The sequence below is a fragment of the Odoribacter laneus YIT 12061 genome (assembly GCF_000243215.1).
GTDB classification, from domain to species: domain Bacteria; phylum Bacteroidota; class Bacteroidia; order Bacteroidales; family Marinifilaceae; genus Culturomica; species Culturomica lanea.
The window spans coordinates 433,460-454,648 of sequence record NZ_JH594597.1 but is presented as its reverse complement, the minus strand read 5'-3'; the positions used below and the strand labels follow the sequence as shown (position 1 = coordinate 454,648).

Sequence of the window (21,189 nt, the reverse complement as noted above, 5' to 3'; positions counted from 1 at the left end):
CCCGAGAAAAACCATTCTATCGGTGGTTATAATATGATGGCCAAATTTACGGCTGAAGGGAATGTTACCCTTTCTTCTGAAGTTGCTACCCGTAACTATGAAGCCGGGGACACGCTGACTTCCCAGTATGATATTATCTCCGATATGGGACCGGTATTGACATTCAATACCTATAATGAGATTTTACATTATTTCACAGAACCGAAAGGCTCCAGTGATGTAGACGGTATGGCCGGGGATTATGAATTTGTTTTCATGGACGTTAAACCTGATAAGATTATTTTAAAAGGGAAGAAGTATGATAATAAACTGGTGATGACCCGTCTCGAGGAACCTACCGATCCGAAGACCTATTATAAAAGTATTTTAGATAAAATGGTAGAGTCTTCGCTTTTTGGTGGTTTTTATCTGTTTGTAAACGATGATACCCTATGTATTGCAAATATTGTGGATAGGACAATGCGAATTTCCTATGAAGACCGCGACGAAAAGGGAGATACTATTGTAGAGAGTGAAAGTTTAGCTTTTATTTATACTCCTACCGGTTTTAAATTGTATGAACCTTTTGAGTATATCGCGATGGATATGAAAGAAAGCGTAACCATGGAAAACTTTGAATGGAATAGTGAAAAGAAATCTTTTGTTTGTACGGATGCGGGCGTAAATGTTGTATTTGAAGGTTATGTAGATCCTAATTTCGAACTTTATTATGAGGATTATTTAGGGGAATGGACTTGTGAATATACTGCTGGAAGCACAAAGAGATCGGTTAAAGTACAGGTTGTGGAAGAAGTGAAGAATAAATCTGTTCGCTTGAAGGGCTTAACATTTGATATCCTGATGAATTATGATGCTGTTTTAGGTCGTTTGATATTTTATGGACAAAGAGTGGGAACTTGGAATGGAGCGAGCGTGGATGCTGCTTCATGGCAAGTGACTTCTCCCGGTAATCTCAATACCAGCTCTAATTATGGGATGGTGACTTCTTGGAATAGGAAAGAAAGTCCAATGGTGTTGACTTGGGAAGACCGGGGTACATGGCAATATAAAGTCTTGGGTTTCATACTGTGGGCTAATGGCGGAGAATACAAAGGCGGCGGAGATAGCCGTTTTGCCTATATCTCTATGGAAAGATAAAAGTAATAGGATTAAAAAGATTACATATGAAAAAAATATTTAGTTTATTAATAATGACACTCTGCCTCTTTATGGCAGGGTGCTCCGATGAAGAAAATGATACGACAGTTCCTCAACTGGGTATCGATAATTCCGGAGTAATATTTACCGCTGCAGGAGGAACAGGAACAATTGAACTGAAAGTAGCTGGAGTTACTGCTACAGCCGATAAGGACTGGTTTACCGTTTCTGTTTCCGGTAAGACTATCACTGTAACGGCTTCTCCGAATACTACAATAAGCGGACGTACTGGCCAGGTAATCATTAAACAGGATGGTTTAGAAAGAACCGTACCCGTAACCCAGACCGGAAACAGAGCCCCGGATCCGGAAATTACAGAAGTGATGATGCCAATTGAAGCCAGTGAGACTTTTATATCTGTAGCCAGTGAAATGCCTTTTACTGCTACTACTGATGCTGAGTGGCTGACTACCCAAGTGAAGGGGGATACTTTAATTCTTAAAACTACTTCCAACAAAGCTCAGCCTATCCGGCATACTACCGTAACTCTTAGTGCCGGAACATTCAGTGTTCCCATCACTGTAACCCAAGACGGTATTGTCTTGATTCCTGAGACTACAGACGCTATACTTTCCAATGACGGAGAAACTTTGAAAATAGCCGTAGAAACCTCTGGCAACTTTACTGTTAAATCCAATGCATCCTGGCTAACGGTTGCAAAAGGTAGTAATTATGTGACCTTAACGACTGAAGCAAATCCAACTACTAATCCCCGTAATGCTGTAGTGACTCTGAGTTTGGATGGGTATAACGTTGAAATCAATGTCGTACAACGACTTTACATTTATACGGACTATCTGGGTACTTGGAGACTGGATGCAAAATCTAAAAAAGACGGCAGTGCAGTGATTCTTGAACTGACAGTTGTTGAAAAAGTAAAAGGGAGTTCCTACTTGGTATACGGTTGGGGCGGTTCCAGTTTGGCAACAGACTTCCCGATCACTATGGACTTCACAGCAGCAAACGGTACGATTAAGGTAGATAATCAGGAAAATATAGGTACGGATAAAGACGGTTATCAAGTTGGCTTTACAGGAGCTACTTCACAGTACAGTATAATTACCGGAACTTTTACCTGTATTATCAGCCAGCGGACGGGTAATACTGTTACCTGGATTACACAGTCTGTACAATCAGGCCCGCTTGTGGGAGTCGGATACCATTTCAAAAAACCAGATAGTTGGTATTCTTACAATGTTGACCCTGTAACAACAGATATGAAGATGACGAAAATTTCTTCTTCTACCAGTGGAATGAATATTAAAACAAATTCACCTGTTGCTTTTGCTGTTAATGCGATAAGCGAAGAATAAATTAGGTAGTTTTTATTCGCCCCAGAGAGATTACTTTCTGGGGCAATTTTTTTGTTTTCTTTTGCTTAAGAGGATATATTTTGCTTTTAGTCTTTCCTACTTCTATATGCATTTTCTTTTCAAAATCAGCTTATTTATTTTCCCCTATTTTATCCTTATCAATTCTTTATAATAATATTTATTATATAAATAGATTACTTGCTCTTTCTCCTGCTTTTCTTCTTCTTAATTTTTTGTTTGTAGGGATAATCAAATTTTTAGGTGTATTTTTATAGGTTGTGATTCAGAGGAATAAAAATCAGAAATTTATTTTGCAAATTGTTTTTTAGTTCGATAACTATTATCCGATATAAAAATTAATAATGGGGGAGAAGGCGATATTTCTGTCGGATTTGAAGAAAAAGAACGGGAAACGGTTTCTAACGTTTTTCTAGATTAAGTGGAGTCTTTTTACACATTAGGGCACGTCCCTAATGTGTAAAAAGACGAGAAATAGTTGCGTAGGTAAAAATGAAATCGCCCTTTCTTTAAGGAAAGGGCGGTTTTACTGGGGTGACCTCGGTGGGACTCGAACCCACGGCCCATTGATTAAGAGTCAATTGCTCTACCAGCTGAGCTACGAAGTCATCTTTTAAAAGAATCAACTTACTTCTTTTGCGGGTGCAAATATGCAATTATATTTTTTAATCTGCAAAAAATCGAAGCTCAATCTTCTTTAATGTTGTGATAAACATTGGTTACATCGTCATCTTCATCCAGTTTGTCCAGGATTTTATCTACTTCTGCCCGTTGTTCCGAAGTTAATTCTTTCGTATCCACAGGAATTCTGGTAAATTCACCGCTGACAATATCGTATTGTTGCTCTTCCAGATATTTCTGAATGTTTCCGTAAGCTTCGAAGGAACCGTAAATATTGATAATGCCCTCTTCATCTTCAAAAATTTCATCGGCACCATAATCAATCATTTCCAGTTCAAATTCTTCGATATCGAAATTTTCGGGTTTATTGATTTTGAATACACATTTTCTTTCAAATAAGAAGTCTAAAGAGCCTGTTGTGCCTAAGGAACCACCGAATTTTGTAAAGGCATGACGGACATTTGCAACGGTACGGGTATTATTGTCGGTAGCCGCTTCTATAACAATTGCAATTCCATAAGGAGCGTAACCTTCGTATACAATTTCTTTATAATCGGAAGTATCTTTGGAAACAGCTCGTTTGATGGCACGTTCTACGTTTTCCTTCGGCATGTTTTCTGCTTTTGCATTCTGGATCAGAATACGTAAACGGGTATTATTGGCCGGGTCTGGTCCACCTGCTTTGACTGCTATATCGATTTCCTTGCCTATTCTGGTAAAGGTACGGGCCATATTGCCCCATCTTTTTAATTTCCGTGCTTTACGGTATTCAAACGCTCTTCCCATATATGATTTGTTTATGTCGTTAAAATATTGAGGCGCAAAGTTATATATTTATAAGTAAAAAATGAAAGGTATGGAAAAAAGATTTTTGAATGTTTCGTCTTTTAAAAGAGGACTCTATTAAAAATTTCCGGTTCATTCTGAAGAATATAAATTAATTCTCTGAATGAACCGGAAAGAAAGAATGCTTAAATCTGAAAAATTATTTTAGGGTGAATGTATAGGGATATTTTTGTAGATTTAAAGAAATTGTATAATTACCTGCTTCTTCTACAATGATTTCACTGCCATTGTCTGTCAGCTGACGACCGAAGTAAAGTCCCAAGACCCGATTTCCAGCTCCTGTTTCCTTAAATACAAATTCTCCCGAATTCAAATGAGTTGTTGTTTCCAAAGTATGGTTCTTTTCATTATAAGAAAGGACTATAGAGTTGTTGGAAGTTGCGCTGCCTGTAATGCTCCAGCTCACAGGAATAATAGAATAAGTCAGGTTGTTTGTGTTCGCCATAACTTTGTAAAAACCGGCTGCCGTGACTTTGATATTACCGGCTCCTGCTTGAAGTTTCCCTCCTCCTCCTTCCCCCCAATTGAGCGGGTTCCAATCCGGTTGACCGGTAAATTTGAATTCCGTATTAGCAGGAAAATAAAAATAACCTTCGTAAACTCCGTCCGCTTTGGGAGAACTTACAATCGTCGAGGAATCGGCAGGATTCCAACCTTGATAACTACCGGGAACAAAAAGGATAGGATAGACAACTTCTACATTATAAGCCGTAATCACAAGTCGTATGGATTCCGAGTAAAGGGTTCGGATATTATTATTGATGGAAGCGTTGACTCTGACTTCAATTTCTGTGGGTGTTTCCGGTACCAGACCAGCAATCAATACACTGTTATTTAAATTGGCATAATTAACGGCTGCAGAAGTACCTTTGGTTTCTCCTATTTTTACAGCGGATTCGAAATAAGTGTCCGGTTTTGCTATTTGCACGGCATATGTTATGGCTGCCGGGAAACCAAAATCAGCCCTTTGCCATTTAAATAGGACAGTATCGTTGGCAGAAGTTTCGGTTAAAACGATATGGCTTCCTGTTGCCGGCAGAACGATTGAGGGAGAAATATAATCTCCTGCATAATATTTTTTATTATCTGTTTCGCAGGCGTGTAATGCGAATAGAACAAGTATAATTCCGATATAGTATATTCGTTTCATATTCCCTGTTGTTTCTATTTGAATTTTCTTCTAATATCCTGTATTTTGTTTTAGGTTAGGATTGGCTCCTAAATCGGAGGAAGGCAGTGGGAAAAGATCGTAATAAGCATTTACACTACGGCCTTCTTTTAATCCACCTTTCCACGGCCAGGTATAAGTTGTTTCACTGAATCTGCCGTAACGTATTAAATCGGTTCGTCTGTGTCCTTCCCAGTATAATTCACGGGCTCTTTCTTCCAGAATAAAGTCTAAGGTCAGATCACCGGCGGAGATATTACCTGTGGTATTTCCGTAAGCTCTTTGCCGGATATCCTGAATATAACCGAGAGCTGTAGCTAAACTACCGCCTTGTCCTCCTCTCAGTATAGCTTCTGCATAAATGAGATAAATATCTGCCAAGCGGAACATAGGATAATCTGTATCGACAAAATTTAAGTTGGAACCGGGCCCGCCTGTCGATTTCATATTGGTGAATTTAGTTACGATAACTCCTTGTTTAAAGTCTGATTGCAGATTCACTTCTGTACTGGTCTGTCCTTTGGTAAAGAATAAAGCTCTTTGATCTCCCGGATCGAATTTCGCCATAAACTCGGCAGTTGTGCGGTTTCCTGCCCAGCTTCCGCTTGCTCCGTAATTTTGAGTCACAATGCTGTCTCCTCCCAATGCTGCAAAAATTAAAAAAGTTGTCCCTCCGTACGTTTGGGTATGAATTCCATCGAAGGCAATCGGAAAAATAATACCTTCGGCAGTATGGTTGTCTGCCATAAAAAGGTGTTGATAATTATCGTCTAAATGATAATACGGAGTAATCTTATTACAATATGTAATAGCTTCTGTATATTTGGGCGTACCGATATATACTTCTGCATTTAAATACATTTTGGCTAGAACAGTCCAGGCTGCGGCTTGATCAGCCCGTGCATATTCATTCGTACGGGGTTCTTTCAGAGAAGGGATAACCTCTATCAGATCTTTTTCAAGCCAAGAGAAAAGAGCTGTACGTTGGATTTGTTCCGGGTTAAAAGTTCCTATGCCGCTATTTTCCTCTACAAAAGGTACATTGCCGAAGAGGTCGAGAGCTTGGTAATAAGCCAAGTCACGCAGGAAACGAGCTTCAGCTCTATAATATCCGATGTCGGTGCGGAGCTGTCCGGAAACTCCCCGTTTATCCAATTCGCTGTCAGTTGTCTCTCTTAAATATTCATTTGCTATGGAAATCAGATAAAAAATGCGTTCGTAGGTAATGGTTATATAATCATTTGCAGCGGACCAGCTTTGGTTGTGCAGATCCGGTAGACCGCTATTATTCCAGGCACAAATGGCTTCATCGGTGGTGAGCTCCTGAAGATTCCAGAGCTGGCGAAGGTAGTTGGATGTACCTTCGTCGTTGGTAGACAAATCCGGATTACCATCCGGGCCGATTTGTCCGCTTAAAGCAAAGACAGAATAGATTTTTGCCAGAACTTGGCGATAAGCTTCCGGATTGTCGTATACATTTTTAGAACTGATAATATCTTTATCGATAGGGGTCGTATTCAGATCACCTATACAGGAATTTGCGCCTAAGGCTAATAAAAGCCAGAGGGCGTAAAATCGGAATTTCGGATATTGGATATATTTTTTCATAGCATACAGATTTGTAAATTACGATTTAAAAACCCAGATTGACTCCAACCAAAAAGGTTCGGGGACGAGGATATACATTATTGTCGATGCCGTTGAATATTTCGGGATCGAGTCCTTTGTATCGGGTAATAGTAAACACATTTTGCATAATAGCAAATACTCTTAGATCAATGCGGTTTTTCCATAGTTTTTGAAAATTATACCCGAGAGTGATGTTGTCCAATTTCATAAAAGAAGCATTTTGTACATAATAGTCTGAAAAATACTGGGCCTCCCTGAAATTCGTTTTACTTACAGCAGTCGGAATATTGGAATAAAAGCCTGTATTATCATACATCCGGCTGTATAAAGCTCCGTTGGATTGAACGTTGTTGTATACGTAATTACCGAAACTAAATCTACCGGCTATATTGAGATCCCAGTTTTTATATTTCAGGTAAGAGGAGAAGCCTGCCAGCCATTTGGGTGCCGGGCTTTTATATCGGTAAAGATCGAGTTGGTTGATGATTCCGTCTCCGTTCAAGTCGACGTATACTCCTTCCAAAGGTTTCCCATTTTCATCATATACTTGATGATATACATAGAAAGCATTAGAAGAATGACCTTCACTGTGAATTTGTATCGTACTACCTGTACCTCCGGAAATTCCTCCGGTTAAAACCCCGACATAATTCGGGTCTTTGTTCCGGATCAGTTTGATAATTTTGTTTTTATTGTAAGACATATTGACGTTTACCTCCCAATGCCACGAATCATTGGTAATAGGTATAGCGTTCAAATTAAATTCAAATCCCTGATTGGATAAATCTCCGACATTGGTGACCAGTTTATTGGTCAGGTTAGAACCGGCTGCTACCGGAATTTCGTTGAGTAAATCCTTTGTTTTGCGGTAGTAATAATCGATGGACCCATTTATCCGATTGTTATAAAACCCAAAATCCAAAGCGACATTCCAGGTAGTGGTTTCTTCCCATTTAATATTGGCATCGTAGCCATTGGGACGCAGCGTATATACAAATTCGTTTCCGAACTGATATTGAGCTTTATCGTTACTAATTGTATAATTGGGGAGATAAGGGTAGTCGTTGCCGATAATATCCTGTTGGCCCGTAATTCCATATCCCAGCCGCAATTTAAGGGTAGAAAGATTTTCAAAGCGATTCATGAAATCTTCCTGATCAATACGCCAGGCAAGAGCTAAAGAAGGAAATGTTCCCCAACGCTGGCTTTTGGCAAAACGGGAAGACCCGTCCCCTCTTAATGTGAACGTCAGCAAATATCTATCCATAAAGGTATAATTCAGACGACCGAAAAAAGACAAGAGATAATTTTCCGATGCATCTTCATTATTTTCTTTTACATAGTTGCCGGCTGTATTCGTTGCATAAGAACGACTGCTTTTTTTGAAATGTTGCCAGGAATAACCGGCAACAACGTCGATCGTACTATAAATCTCTTCTATATTTTTATTGTAATTTAAATAGAATTCCAGTAATTCATTGTGTTTTTTTTCGTTGTATTCTTTATGGTATCCGCTCCCGTGTATCTCATCGTAGGTCCAGGAGGCGTCTTCCGGTTCGATAACTTTCCCGTCACTTTTAGAATAGTCATAGGCTAAATTTAAGTTAGCACGCATATCCTGAAAAAAATGGAGGCGGTAATCAAACTGGATGTTTCCGATGAAACGTTTCACTTTGGATTTATCGCTATGTTGTTTTAAATGGGCTACCGGATTTTTGGTAGCAATAATATTGGGGTTACCGGTTGTCGCCTGTGTCCAGGTAAAATATCCACCGAATCTTTCATTTCCATCCATCACCGGACGGGTAGGATCGAAAAGCAGAGCTTCTCCGATAGACTCGGTATTTCCAAAATTATTTTTAATATACATCCCTTTCGCATGTATATTAATTTTCAGGAAATCGTCAAAAAAAGAGGGATTTACATTCAAGGCTCCGGTGACACGTTTTAAATTTGTGGTTTTTAAAATCCCCCGTTGGTTTGTGTAACCTACAGATAAACGAAAAGGAGTATCAAATTTTGATCCGGAGAAATCCAGATTATGATCATTACTAGCAGCTACCCGGTAAATTTCTTTTTGCCAGTCTGTGTTATCTGTACCCAGATTATTGATGATATTGGGATTTCCAGCAAACTGTTTTCTTACGGTTTCTCTGAATTCATCCGCATTCATGACATCAATTTTCCCTTCTTTCCAACTGATACCGACTTGTCCGGAATAGTTTACCCGGAAAGGTTGTCCTTTTTTACCCTGTTTCGTTGTAATTATAATAACTCCGTTAGAAGCTCTTGCTCCATAAATAGCAGTGGAAGAAGCATCCTTTAATACGGTAAATGATTCGATATCCGCTGGGTTTATTGAGTTCAATGGATTCCGCATACCATTGATTCCTGAATTATCCAGAGGCACTCCATCTACAACAATAAGAGGGTCGTTGCTGGCTCGCATAGAAGAACCGCCCCGGATACGGATGGTAGCCCCGTCTCCTGGCGCTCCGCCTCCGGTTGTAATCTGTACTCCCGGTGTCTTCCCTATTAAAAGATCTTGAGGAGACGACATCACTCCCGGGTTAAAGTCATTGGCATTTATAGCTATAACAGAACCAGTGGCATCATTTTTTCGGACTTGTCCATAACCGATAACGACTACTTCTTGGAGTTCCTGTAGGTCTTCTTGTAAAGCAATATCGAGTACGCGTTGGTTAGTAATTGTTACAGTCTGAGGCTTGTAACCGATGAATGAAAATTCCAGCACATCTCCCGGTTTTACCTTTAAATTGTAATTACCGTCGACATCTGTTGCAGTTCCTGTGTACGTACCTTTTATGATAACACTTACTCCCGGTAAAGATTGTCCGTCAGCAGCATCTGTTACTTTTCCTGTAAGATTTATTTCTTGCCCAAAACTGTTCAGGTTCAATAAAAGAATAAATGACAAAATAGGAAACAAAGTTTGCGTCAGTTTTTTTCGTTTCATAATTATCTGGTTTATATGATATAGTTGTCCGAGATTGAAAGATATTTTAGGCTGTATACGTAAACTTTGTTGAAAGTCGTTGGTATTATTTACATAAAAAATATTAATATTTGATTACGTCGCAAAGAGAAGCAATATTTTAAAATAAGTTTTCTTAAAATTATTTTTCCTTATACCGCTCTTTTTTCTTTGAAACTTTCTTATTGAGTGAGCCGTTAAATATTGACTTAAAAAGGATTTATGGAAAGAAATGAAAGGGTTCAAGATCGGGTTTTGTATTTTCTGAAAGGCCTTTAGTGTTTTGTGACTTATAAAAGATTTATTAATTTTATAATTTTCGATTGTTAAGCTCTAATAGAAAGAAGAAATGATGTATAAAATTATTATTATAATGCTCTTATTTTTATCTTTCTGGACCTGTAAAAAGAACGTTGTCCGTATCCCTGAGCATTCTGCAGTATATGATTTAGCAAGTCCGATACAATTGGGGAATGATACCACTCGGGTATATTTAACAGATTATTTTCTTTATCCGGAAAAGATTCGGAAGATTATTCCCCCTTCGAATTTGAAGCTGATTAAAGAAAAAGGGAAAAAGGAAATTTTACTTATTCCGGAAAAAGATATGAAAGCGATGGAAAATATTCGTTTTCAGTACGAAGGTTATACTTATGATATCCCGGTTCTCCGGAGTGTCAAAAAGCCTGTTGTGTTCACATTTGATCCTCAGGGAAAACAGTATCGTAAAGTACAGTTAGTCGGGGATATGAATGCTTGGAACCCGGAGAATACAAATCTAGAGCTGAAGGATGGAGTGTGGCAAACCACTTTATATCTGGCTCCTGGACAATATTCCTATTTAGTAGTTTTGGACGGAAGTAAACAATTGGATCCGGGGAATAAGGAGCGAATCGACAACAATATGGGAGGGAGTAATTCCTTGTTAAGAGTAGGAGAGAAAGCTGGAAAGGTTCCGGAGATTTTTACCGATAGAGTGAGTAAGGATACGGTCTTTCTATTTTACCAAAATGCGGTGGAGGAATGGTTTGTATATATTCAAAATCAGCGACTCGGTGAAAAATATTTAATTTCGTCCGGCAATACATTGGGCATTGTCATTCCTGAAGATGCCCGTGAATTGAAACGTTCTGAGTTGAGAGTCTGGGCAATAAATGAATACGGTGTTTCCAATGATATTTTTGTTCCTCTTGAAAAAGGAAAAGTAATAGAAAAAGCTTCTTTATTGAATCGGTTTGATAAAAGAGCTTCTACGCTTTATTTCCTGATGATAGATCGCTTTAAGGATGCTGAAGCGGAAAATAATCATCCTTTGGATACCGGAGAAGTATTACCTCTTGCCAATTATATGGGGGGGGATATTGCTGGAGTTACACAAAAGTTGAAAGAAGGATATTTCGATTCTCTAGGGATAAACACAATTTGGTTGTCTCCGATTACTCAAAATCCTGAAGGAGCATATGGCTTCTGGAAAGATCCGAAGACTAAATTTTCTGGTTATCACGGCTACTGGCCGGTATCTTCTTCTAAAGTGGATTACCGCTACGGAACTTCGCAGGAATTGAAAGACTTGATAGAAGAAGCTCATAAACGGAATATAAATGTAATTCTCGATTATGTGGCGAATCATGTGCATGAGGAACATCCCCTGTATAAACAACATCAGGAATGGGCTACAGAATTGTATTTGCCAGATGGCTCCCTGAATACGGAACGTTGGGACGATCACCGTCTGACGACATGGTTTGATACATTTTTACCTACCTTGAATCTAGAGAATCCCGAGGTGTACGAGCCGATGACAGATTCTGCCTTATTTTGGATAAAGGAGTACAATTTAGATGGATTCCGTCACGATGCGACGAAACATATTCCGGAGATATTTTGGCGGACGTTGACCTATAAATTGAAAAAGGACGTGATGTTTCCCAAAAACATCACCCTTTATCAGGTGGGGGAAACGTATGGGAGCCGTGAGTTGATTGCTTCTTACGTCGGTTCGGGACAAATGGACGGACAATTTGATTTTAATGTATATGATGATGCTGTTGCGACTTTTGCCCGTCCGGATGTGGGATTTCAGCGTTTGAATAATTCTTTGGAGGAGAGTTTTCATTATTACGGAGTACATAATATGATGTCGTATATTTCGGGGAACCAGGATCGGGCGCGTTTTATTTCTTATGCGGCAGGGGATATCAGTTTTGAAGAAGATAGTAAAATTGCCGGTTGGAAACGGAAAGTTGGAGAGCGTAAACCTTCGGATGAAACGGCTTACGATAAGTTGATACAATTGATTGCTTTTAATGCTACCATACCCGGTATACCCGTCCTTTATTATGGGGATGAAATCGGAATGACGGGAGGTAATGATCCGGATAATCGTCGTATGATGCGTTTTCAGGATTTGAGTGAGGGTGAAAAAATGGTAAAAGAAAAAACGGCTGCTTTGATGAAATTCAGAAAAAGCAGTATGGCATTGATGTACGGCGATTTTATTCCGTTAAGGGTAGAGAATAAGGTCTATGCTTATTTGCGGTCTTATTTCGGGCAGGATGTCGTGGTCGTTTTTAATAAGGAGCCGGAAGAGGTGACATTGAAACTCGATCTTCCCCAGCGGGACCGAAAAGGGCAATTCAAGTCTTTGTTTGAAGGACGTTTCAGTTACGATAATTCGAAGTTGATTGTGGACGTACCGGCCAATGGCATTGAAATTATCTATAATTAGAGAATTGTCCGAATAGGGACAACTTGTTTTAATTTTTTGATTTATAATATTAAATGAGAGCATATGAGAAAATTTGTATTTGTACTTTTTGTCTTAGCGATTGCTTTAACGGCTTGTAAAGACAAGAAAAAGCGGAATAAAGAAGTAGTTACACCGTCAGCTGTATTTAAAACTCCGCAAGTGGTGCCTTGGGCAAAGGATGCCGTGATTTACGAAGTAAATATTCGTCAGTATACGCAAGCGGGAACTTTCAATGCATTTGCCGAACATTTGCCCCGTTTAAAAGAATTAGGAGTCGATATCCTTTGGTTTATGCCGATCCAGCCGATTTCCGAAAAAAACAGGAAAGGAAGCTTGGGTAGTTATTATGCTATACAGGATTATCAGAAAGTAAATCCGGAGTTTGGTACAATGGCCGATTTTAAAACATTGGTTAAAAGAGCTCATGATATGGGATTTAAAGTGATCCTGGATTGGGTCGCTAATCATACAGGTTGGGATAACTGGTTGATTGTGGAGCATGAAGAATGGTATACCAGAATTAACGATTCGATTATTGCTCCGGTTGCAGATTGGACAGACGTAGCGGATTTGGATTATGAACAACCGGGTTTACGTCAATATATGATTGAAAGTATGAAATTTTGGGTAAAAGAAGCGAATATCGATGGTTATCGGTGTGATGTGGCGGCCATGGTTCCTACAGATTTCTGGAAAGAAGCGAGGATGGCTTTGGATAGTTTGAAACCGGTATTTATGTTGGCTGAAGCTTGGGAACCGGAGTTAACGGCTACTGCTTTTGATGCTTGTTATGCCTGGGATTTGTTGCATACGATGAATGATATTGCTGCCGGTAAGAATACTGCAGCAGCTTTACCGGCTTATTTCCACAAGGCGGATAGTATGTATGCGCCCCGTACAATTCTTATGAATTTCTTGACCAACCACGATGAAAATAGTTGGAATGGAACGATTAACGAACGTTTTGGAGAGATGCAGAAAGCATTTGCGGTATTAACATACACAGTACCCGGAATGCCTTTGGTATATAGCGGACAAGAGGTGGGATTGAATCATCGGTTGGAATTTTTTGAAAAAGACGAGATCAAATGGAGTGATGATAAAAAATTGACAGCTTTTTATATGCAGTTGGACCAATTGAAACATCAGAATCCGGCTTTGTGGGCAGGTATAGATGGAGGGGAAATGCGTATTTTAACAACCACTGCTCCCGAACAGGTTTTTGCTTTCACCCGTACCAAGGGAGATAATGAATTATTCGTTTTACTCAATTTGAGCCGGAAAAATGTTTCTTTTAAATTTGATGAAATGCCTTTAAATTCTTATGTGGATGCTTTCACAGGCAAGGATGTAACTTTCTCCACTCATCTGAAAATGCAACCTTGTGAATATAAGATATTTCTGAAGAAATAGAAAGAAAAAACAATAAATCTTTAGCGAAATGATGGCATTTTGTAGATGATTTTAACAGGGCATATGCCGCTGTTCGACATCTGATTTCTGTAGGATGCCAGTGAATTGCTTACTTATCTGCTCCTCAGACGATGCAAATTGCTCAAAAAAGGCAAATGGGAGGTATACGGGCTCTGAAAGATGCCCGGCTTCCCAGGGATGAGGAATTGATTATACAATGTGATAACCAAGCGGATGCTATGATTGGAGGCGAACAATTGATGCGGAGGGTAAATTGTTCGGACCGCATATTTGCCCGGAATGACCTGACAGCGGCAGGCGTTATGTATGCCATTAAACACAGGAGATTTAAGATTCCGGGAGATGTAGCCATATCAAGCTTTACCAATGATTTGGTTTCTACTTTGACAGATCCTACACTGATCACTGTAGAGCAACATGGAGATAAGGTAGGAGAAATTGCTACAGATCTGTTATGGAGAAGAATCTAGTCAGAAGACAAACAAATTTCCACAGTGACAGAAGTGATTAAAACAAATTTAATTATAAGAGGATCTACCCGTCGATAAACCTTACTTTCTACACCCAATGAACACGGGATGTTATTTAGAATAAGTCTAAATGACAGCTGTTCAAACTTTTTTAATGAACTTCCGCAACCGATTGAAATGCTTATTAAACGTTTGTTTCCGCTTTAAATAAAGGATATCTATCTTTTTTAAACGTTTACAAAACGAAGAGATTGTTATGTATTTAAGTTGGCTTAGAATTCTAGATTACTTTTCAACTGATACGAAAAATCTCCGTATAAATAAAAATCGATTTGTATCATTTTATGAGTTTGGAACTGTTCGGTTAGAAATGTAATGAATAAATTTATGATAGAAAATACAAATTTGAATTGTAAGCCACGACTGGGTTTTTGGGCCTTATGGAATATTAGTTTCGGTTTTTTTGGCGTACAGATTGCTTATGCCCTGCAGAGTGCTAATGTGAGTCGTATATTTGCTACATTAGGAGCGGATCCTCATACTTTAAGTTATTTTTGGATTTTACCCCCTTTAGCAGGAATTATTGTACAGCCGATTGTCGGTTCGCTCAGTGATCATACATGGACTCGTTTTGGACGTCGTATTCCTTATTTATTTGTCGGTTCTTTATTGGCGGTGGTCGTCATGTTTTTATTACCGAATGCGGGGAGTTTTACACATTATATGAGTGCCATGATGTTCGGGCTAATTGCTTTGATGTTATTGGATACTTCTATCAATATGGCGATGCAGCCTTTCAAAATGTTGGTAGGGGATATGGTAAACGAAGAGCAAAAAGGCTTGGCCTATTCTATTCAGAGTTTTTTATGTAATGCAGGGAGTTTGGTCGGTTATCTTTTCCCTTTTATTTTTGCTTTATTGGGAATACAAAATATTGCAGCTCCCGGAATGGTTCCGGATACGGTAATTTATTCTTTTTATGTGGGAGCGATTATTTTGATTTTGTGTGTGATTTATACTTCTGTCAAAGTAAAGGAGATGCCTCCCAAGGAATTTGAAAAATTTCATGGGATTACGGCTGAAGAGAAAAAAGAAAAGAGCGATTTTATTTCTTTATTGGTTCATGCTCCTAAAGTATTTTGGACAGTGGGGCTGGTACAGTTTTTTTGCTGGGCGGCTTTTATGTATATGTGGACTTATACCAATGGAGCTATTGCCCAGAATGTCTGGGGAACAGGAGATACGGCTTCGGCCGGTTACCAAGAAGCCGGAAATTGGGTAGGAGTCTTATTTGCTGTTCAGGCGATCGGTTCGGTATGTTGGGCCCTAGTGTTGCCTTTATTCCGTTCCCGGAAAGGGGCTTATTCGCTTAGTTTATTATTGGGAGGTATCGGTTTTATTTCGACTTTTTTTGTGCACAATCAATATCTGCTTTTCATTTCTTTTGCTTTGGTGGGGTTTGCCTGGGCAGCCATGTTAGCCATGCCCTTTACCATTCTGACGAATTCTGTATCGGGTAAAAATATGGGAGCTTATCTGGGCTTATTCAATGGGACGATATGTGTTCCTCAGATCGTCGCGGCCTTAGTCGGAGGATCTCTCTTACATGCTGTGGGCGGAAAACAGATCGGAATGCTCGTATTGGCAGGGGTATTATTGATAATAGGAGCTGCTTGTGTATTTATTATTAAAGAAACTTATTCCCATCCTACGGAAGGATGTGAAGTGGCAAAAACGGAGAATTAAATACAAGAAGTCATGAAAGGTTGCATTTTTGATTTAGACGGAGTAATTGTCGATACTGCAAAATATCATTATTTAGCATGGAAGGAAATCGCTTCAGAGCTGGGGTTTGAATTTACAGAGAAGGATAATGAATTATTGAAGGGGGTAAGCCGGATGGCTTCTCTGGAAATATTATTGAATATAGGAGGAATAAATGTATGTGAGGAAGAGAAGCTGAAGTTGGCGGATAAGAAAAATAAAATATACCTGAGTTATATTACAAAAATGACTTCGGAGGAGGTGTTACCGGGAGTACGGGATTTTCTGGAGGCTTTGCATCAGAACGGAATCCAAATAGCTTTGGGATCGGCCAGTAAAAATGCAAAGACTATTTTGAAACAAGTCGGTATTGAGGATATGTTCGATGCTATAGCGGACGGTACGAATGTGACTCAAGCCAAGCCGGATCCCGAAGTATTTCAAAAGGGAGCAGAGTTATTGCATTTACCGGCGGAAGAGTGCCTTGTTTTCGAAGATGCTGTAGCGGGAGTGGAAGCGGCACATCGGGCGGGAATGAAATGTGTGGGAGTAGGCAAAAGAGAAATATTGAAGCAGGCGGATGTGGTCATGGCAGATTTTAGGCAAGTGAAGATCGAAAACGGAAAATTAAAAATAAACGGAGAAATAATAAATTTTTAAATCTTGGGAGCGGAATATTCGCTTTTAACATTGTAATTATAAAAGCTATGAATAAATATCTGAAAGTAGACGATTGGTGTATCATTGAAGAAGGATTTGATCCGAAAAATCATCGCTCTTCCGAAAGTATTTTTAGTCTGGGAAACGGAAGAATGGGACAGAGAGCCAATTTTGAAGAAAAGTATTCCGGAAACACCTTACAAGGCACTTATATCGGTGGGGTATATTATACAGATAAAACCCGTGTCGGATGGTGGAAAAACGGTTATCCGGAGTATTTTGCAAAAGTATTGAATGCTCCTTATTGGAATGGTATCTATGTGGAAATTAATAATGAACAGTTGGATTTAGGGGTTTGTAAAGTGAGGGATTTTACCCGTATACTGAATATGAAAGAGGGATATCTGGAACGTTCTTTTATTGCTATTATGCCCAATGGAAATGAAGTTAAAGTCAATGCCAGACGTTTTATCAGTATGGCAAATAAAGAAATAGCGGCAATACGATATGCCCTTACGCCTTTAAATTTCAGTGGGGATATTTTGTTTACTTCCTCTATTGATGGGGATATAATAAATGAAGATGCTAATTATAATGAAAAGTTTTGGGATGTTCTGGAGACAGATGCTTTGAATGGCGAAGCTTATCTGCGTTCGCAAACTAAAAAAACTAATTTTCAGGTGGGGGTCGGAATTAAATATGCAATTACTTTGGGAGGAAACGAATATCCGGTTTTGGAGGATGAAACAATTATAGACCAAAATTATGTTGCGAATAAAGTGTCTGTATTTGTGGAGAAGGGAAAACAGGTTTGTTTTTATAAATATATAGCCGTATTGAGTTCGATGAATCATAATGTTTCCGATTTATTGCCTAATGCGAAGATTTTGGTAAACGATGCCTGCTCCAAAGGTTTTGATACTTTATTGGAAGAGCATCGGTTGGTTTGGAAAGAGATATGGGAACATTCTGACATTGTTATCGAAGGAGATGTCGAAGCACAGCAGGGAATTCGTTTTAATATTTTCCAATTAAAGCAGACCTATACGGGGGATGATGCCCGGTTGAATATTGGACCAAAAGGTTTTACAGGTGAAAAATACGGTGGAAGCACTTATTGGGATACGGAAGCCTATTGTGTTCCTTTTTATCTTTCGACTGCAGATGCGAAGGTCACGCGGAATTTGTTGATTTACCGGTATAAACAATTGGATAAAGCTATTGAAAACGGACAAAAATTAGGATTTACAGATGGGGCGGCTCTTTATCCGATGGTAACCATGAATGGGGAAGAATGTCATAACGAATGGGAAATTACCTTCGAAGAAATACATCGGAATGGGGCGATTGCCTATGCCATTTATCGTTATATAAATTATACCGGAGATGACTTTTATTTGGAAGAATACGGTTTGGAAGTACTCACCGCTATTGCTCGTTTTTGGGCACAGAGGGCTACATTTTCAGAAGCAAGGAAAAAATATGTTATTCTGGGGGTTACCGGACCGAATGAGTATGAAAATAATGTCAATAATAACTGGTACACCAATAAGATTGCGACCTGGTGTATGAAATATGCTATAGAATGTCTGGAAAAGGTGAAATCACGTAGTACCGATCGTTTCCTGGAATTAGTGGAGAAGCTGAAGTTGGATTACAAAGCGGAGACTAGAAAATGGCAGGAAATAATCGATCAGATGTATTTTCCTGAAGAGAAAGAATTGGGAATCTTTTTACAGCAGGATGGATATATGGATAAAGAACAAATATTGGCTGCAGACTTAAATCCGGAAATCCGTCCTCTTAATCAACATTGGTCGTGGGATCGTATATTGAGAAGTTGTTTTATCAAGCAGGCAGATGTCCTGCAAGGTATTTATTTCTTTGAAAAGGAGTACGACGATGCTTGCATCAAACGTAATTTTGATTTTTATGAATCCCGTACCGTGCATGAATCTTCACTTTCGCCATGTGTACATTCGATCTTAGCGGCCAGAATAGGCGATATGACCAAAGCTTATAATCTATATTTGCGTACAGCCCGCCTGGACTTGGATGATTATAACAAGGAAGCTCATGAAGGCCTGCATATTACTTCTATGGCAGGTACTTGGATGTCTATTGTGGAAGGTTTCGGGGGAATGAGAATAAAAGAAGGAATATTGAGCTTTCAGCCGGCTATACCGGAAAGTTGGAAATCTTATTCCTTTAAGGTCATGTACCGGAAAAATATTTTAAATGTAAGGGTGCAGCATGGTAAGGTGATTATTTTTAATGAAGAAGGGGGAGTTATGGAGTTGGCCGTATACGGGAAAAAATATAAGATAGTAGAAAATTCTAAAATAGAAATTTAGTGAATAAAAGAGATTGCAGGGGTATAAGGATAAATCCGGAACTGTAATTTTAATTTAATTTTATATGAAAATACTAGGAATCGTTTTATTGTTAATGATAACACTGAGTGCTCCCGCTAAGACATTTCAGCTGAAAAAGAAGCATCCGAAAATTCCGGTTGAGCGGATAGAACCTCTGAGTTGGTGGGTGGGGATGAAGAATCCGGAACTTCAGATTATGATTTATGGTCCACAAATCGCCACGTACCGCCCTGAGATCCATTATCCGGGAGTAAAAATAGAGCGGGTTGTAACGACCACCAATCCCAATTATTTGTTTATTTATCTCTATATCGACAAAACGGCTTTGGCAGGGAAGATGAAAATAGAATTCTGGAAAGGGGACAAGGAAGTTTTTAGTTATCCTTATCTTTTACAGAACAGACGGGAAGGATCTGAGGAGAGAGAGGGATTTTCGAGTGCCGATGTGGTTTATTTATTGATGCCCGATCGGTTTGCAAATGGGAATCCGGCAAATGATAATCATCCGGAAACTATAGAAAAAGTGAACCGAAACGATTTAAACGGAAGGCATGGAGGGGATATTCAGGGAATTATTGATCATTTGGATTATCTGGAAGATTTAGGGATTACGGCTTTGTGGAGTACACCGCTGATGGAAGATAATATGCCGCTTACTTCTTATCATACTTATGCTATTTCCGATTATTATAAAATAGATCCGCGTTACGGCACGAATGAAGATTACAGACGGCTGGCTGCGGAAGCGAAGAAAAGAGGAATAAAACTCATTATGGATGTCGTAACGAATCATAGTGGCACTGCACATTGGTGGATGAAGGATTTGCCTGCGGACGACTGGATTCATCAATTTGATACGTTTACCCGTTCTAATTTTCGGATCGGTACTGTACAGGATCCTTATGCTGCGGATTCCGATAAAAAATTAAATACTCAAGGATGGTTTGATACTTCCATGCCTGACTTGAATCAAAATAATCCGTTATTATTAGATTATTTGATTCAGAATGCGGTTTGGTGGATTGAATATGCAGATTTGGGTGGCTTACGTATAGATACTTATCCTTATAATCATAAGGAAGCAATGGCTGAATTCAATGAGAGAATAATGACTGAATATCCGAATTTTAATATTGTCGGGGAGACGTGGGTACATCAGCCTGTGGAAGTTGCTTATTGGCAAAAAGATGCTTTGAATCCAGACGGATTTAATTCTGAATTACCAGCCGTTATGGATTTCCCTTTGCAGGATGCCTTACAGGTTTTTACCAAAGAGGAACAAGGTTGGGACAAAGGAATTATGCGGCCTTATTTCAATTTTGCACAAGATTATTTGTATCCGGATCCTTATAATTTATTGATTTTTGCCGATAATCACGATACGGAACGGATATGGGAAGTGCTGGACGGAGATATTGATAAATTTAAATTAGTCTTTACTTTACTAGCGACAACCAGGGGTATCCCTCAGATTTATTACGGCACAGAGATGATGATGCGAGGAGTTAAGCAAAAGGGAGATGGAGATATCCGACGGGATTTTCCCGGTGGTTGGCCCGGCGATACGATTAATGCTTTTACTGCGGAAGGACGCACTGCAGAACAGAATGAAGTATTTGATTTTGTGAAAAATTTATTACAGTGGCGGAAGAATAATCCGGTTATTCATAGAGGAGCATTGAGGCATTTCGTACCGGAGAATGATTATTACGTCTATTTCCGTTATGATGATGAAAAGAAAATAATGGTGGTACTCAATAATTCGGAGAAAGAGCCCAAAACGATAGATTTGCAAAGATTTTCAGAAATGTTGTCGGATGTCAGTCGGGGAAGAGATATTTTAAGTGGGCGGGAAATAAAAGATTTACATACCGCTTTTACGATCCCCGCTAAAACGGCTATGGTGATAGAGTTGGAATGAAGGAGAGGGAATATCGGTAAAGTTTGTAG

General features: G+C 39.2%; 13 protein-coding genes and 1 tRNA gene. 9 read left to right on the top strand and 5 right to left on the bottom strand.

Features of this window, described 5'->3' with window-relative positions:
• Nucleotides 1-1,137, top strand: a 1,137-nt coding sequence (locus HMPREF9449_RS16730) for a DUF4302 domain-containing protein (protein ID WP_009137969.1), incomplete at its 5' end; no start/stop codon positions are given.
• Between the two features lie 26 nt (nt 1,138-1,163).
• Complete coding sequence (locus tag HMPREF9449_RS14225) at nt 1,164-2,510, top strand: BACON domain-containing protein (protein ID WP_009137968.1); 1,347 nt, start codon at nt 1,164-1,166, stop codon at nt 2,508-2,510.
• Nucleotides 2,511-3,063: 553 nt separating this feature from the next.
• Here the strand turns inward: HMPREF9449_RS14225 and HMPREF9449_RS14220 are convergent.
• The 5 genes from HMPREF9449_RS14220 to HMPREF9449_RS14200 form a co-directional block, all read right to left on the bottom strand.
• A tRNA-Lys gene (locus tag HMPREF9449_RS14220) sits at nt 3,064-3,136 on the bottom strand.
• A 79-nt stretch (nt 3,137-3,215) separates the two neighbouring features.
• Nucleotides 3,216-3,935 carry a YebC/PmpR family DNA-binding transcriptional regulator gene (locus HMPREF9449_RS14215; protein WP_009137967.1) on the bottom strand — a complete coding sequence of 240 codons (720 nt, stop codon included), beginning with the start codon at nt 3,933-3,935 and terminating at the stop codon, nt 3,216-3,218.
• A gap of 199 nt (nt 3,936-4,134) precedes the next feature.
• On the bottom strand, nt 4,135-5,145 hold the full coding sequence (locus HMPREF9449_RS14210) for a SusE domain-containing protein (RefSeq protein ID WP_009137966.1): 1,011 nt from the start codon (nt 5,143-5,145) through the stop codon (nt 4,135-4,137).
• A gap of 30 nt (nt 5,146-5,175) precedes the next feature.
• Nucleotides 5,176-6,771: a RagB/SusD family nutrient uptake outer membrane protein gene (locus HMPREF9449_RS14205; RefSeq protein WP_009137965.1), complete on the bottom strand. Its 1,596-nt coding sequence runs from the start codon at nt 6,769-6,771 to the stop codon at nt 5,176-5,178.
• Between the two features lie 25 nt (nt 6,772-6,796).
• The gene (locus tag HMPREF9449_RS14200) at nt 6,797-9,769 is read right to left on the bottom strand and encodes a SusC/RagA family TonB-linked outer membrane protein (protein ID WP_009137964.1); all 2,973 of its coding nucleotides are present in this window, start codon (nt 9,767-9,769) and stop codon (nt 6,797-6,799) included.
• A 391-nt stretch (nt 9,770-10,160) separates the two neighbouring features.
• Between HMPREF9449_RS14200 and HMPREF9449_RS14195 the strand changes: the two genes are divergently transcribed.
• The 7 genes from HMPREF9449_RS14195 (at nt 10,161) to HMPREF9449_RS14165 (ending at nt 21,160) form a co-directional block, all read left to right on the top strand.
• Complete coding sequence (locus HMPREF9449_RS14195) at nt 10,161-12,515, top strand: alpha-amylase family glycosyl hydrolase (protein WP_187118608.1); 2,355 nt, start codon at nt 10,161-10,163, stop codon at nt 12,513-12,515.
• Nucleotides 12,516-12,578: 63 nt separating this feature from the next.
• Nucleotides 12,579-13,949, top strand: coding sequence for an alpha-amylase family glycosyl hydrolase (locus HMPREF9449_RS14190; protein ID WP_009137962.1), 1,371 nt, complete (start codon nt 12,579-12,581; stop codon nt 13,947-13,949).
• Between the two features lie 104 nt (nt 13,950-14,053).
• Nucleotides 14,054-14,440, top strand: a complete 387-nt coding sequence (locus tag HMPREF9449_RS15995; protein WP_261795519.1) for a substrate-binding domain-containing protein — start codon at nt 14,054-14,056, stop codon at nt 14,438-14,440.
• Nucleotides 14,441-14,845: 405 nt separating this feature from the next.
• The gene (locus HMPREF9449_RS14180; protein ID WP_147640224.1) at nt 14,846-16,186 is read left to right on the top strand and encodes an SLC45 family MFS transporter; all 1,341 of its coding nucleotides are present in this window, start codon (nt 14,846-14,848) and stop codon (nt 16,184-16,186) included.
• Nucleotides 16,187-16,198: 12 nt separating this feature from the next.
• Nucleotides 16,199-16,864, top strand: a complete 666-nt coding sequence (gene pgmB / locus HMPREF9449_RS14175; protein WP_009137959.1) for a beta-phosphoglucomutase — start codon at nt 16,199-16,201, stop codon at nt 16,862-16,864.
• Nucleotides 16,865-16,911: 47 nt separating this feature from the next.
• A complete protein-coding gene (locus tag HMPREF9449_RS14170) occupies nt 16,912-19,218 on the top strand; it encodes a family 65 glycosyl hydrolase domain-containing protein (protein ID WP_009137958.1) in 2,307 nt (768 codons plus the stop codon).
• 64 nt (nt 19,219-19,282) lie between these two features.
• A complete protein-coding gene (locus tag HMPREF9449_RS14165) occupies nt 19,283-21,160 on the top strand; it encodes a glycoside hydrolase family 13 protein (protein WP_009137957.1) in 1,878 nt (625 codons plus the stop codon).
• Nucleotides 21,161-21,189 lie beyond the last annotated feature (29 nt).

Excerpts from the sequence above, each read along its gene's own strand:
- HMPREF9449_RS14195 (WP_187118608.1), top strand. The coding sequence starts at position 10,161 with ATGCTCTTATTTTTATCTTTCTGGACCTGTAAAAAGAACGTTGTCCGT.
- HMPREF9449_RS14210 (WP_009137966.1), bottom strand. The coding sequence starts at position 5,145 with ATGAAACGAATATACTATATCGGAATTATACTTGTTCTATTCGCATTA.
- HMPREF9449_RS14205 (WP_009137965.1), bottom strand. The coding sequence starts at position 6,771 with ATGAAAAAATATATCCAATATCCGAAATTCCGATTTTACGCCCTCTGG.
- HMPREF9449_RS14200 (WP_009137964.1), bottom strand. The coding sequence starts at position 9,769 with ATGAAACGAAAAAAACTGACGCAAACTTTGTTTCCTATTTTGTCATTT.
- HMPREF9449_RS14165 (WP_009137957.1), top strand. The coding sequence starts at position 19,283 with ATGAAAATACTAGGAATCGTTTTATTGTTAATGATAACACTGAGTGCT.
- pgmB (WP_009137959.1), top strand. The coding sequence starts at position 16,199 with ATGAAAGGTTGCATTTTTGATTTAGACGGAGTAATTGTCGATACTGCA.
- HMPREF9449_RS14225 (WP_009137968.1), top strand. The coding sequence starts at position 1,164 with ATGAAAAAAATATTTAGTTTATTAATAATGACACTCTGCCTCTTTATG.
- HMPREF9449_RS14190 (WP_009137962.1), top strand. The coding sequence starts at position 12,579 with ATGAGAAAATTTGTATTTGTACTTTTTGTCTTAGCGATTGCTTTAACG.
- HMPREF9449_RS14170 (WP_009137958.1), top strand. The coding sequence starts at position 16,912 with ATGAATAAATATCTGAAAGTAGACGATTGGTGTATCATTGAAGAAGGA.
- HMPREF9449_RS14215 (WP_009137967.1), bottom strand. The coding sequence starts at position 3,935 with ATGGGAAGAGCGTTTGAATACCGTAAAGCACGGAAATTAAAAAGATGG.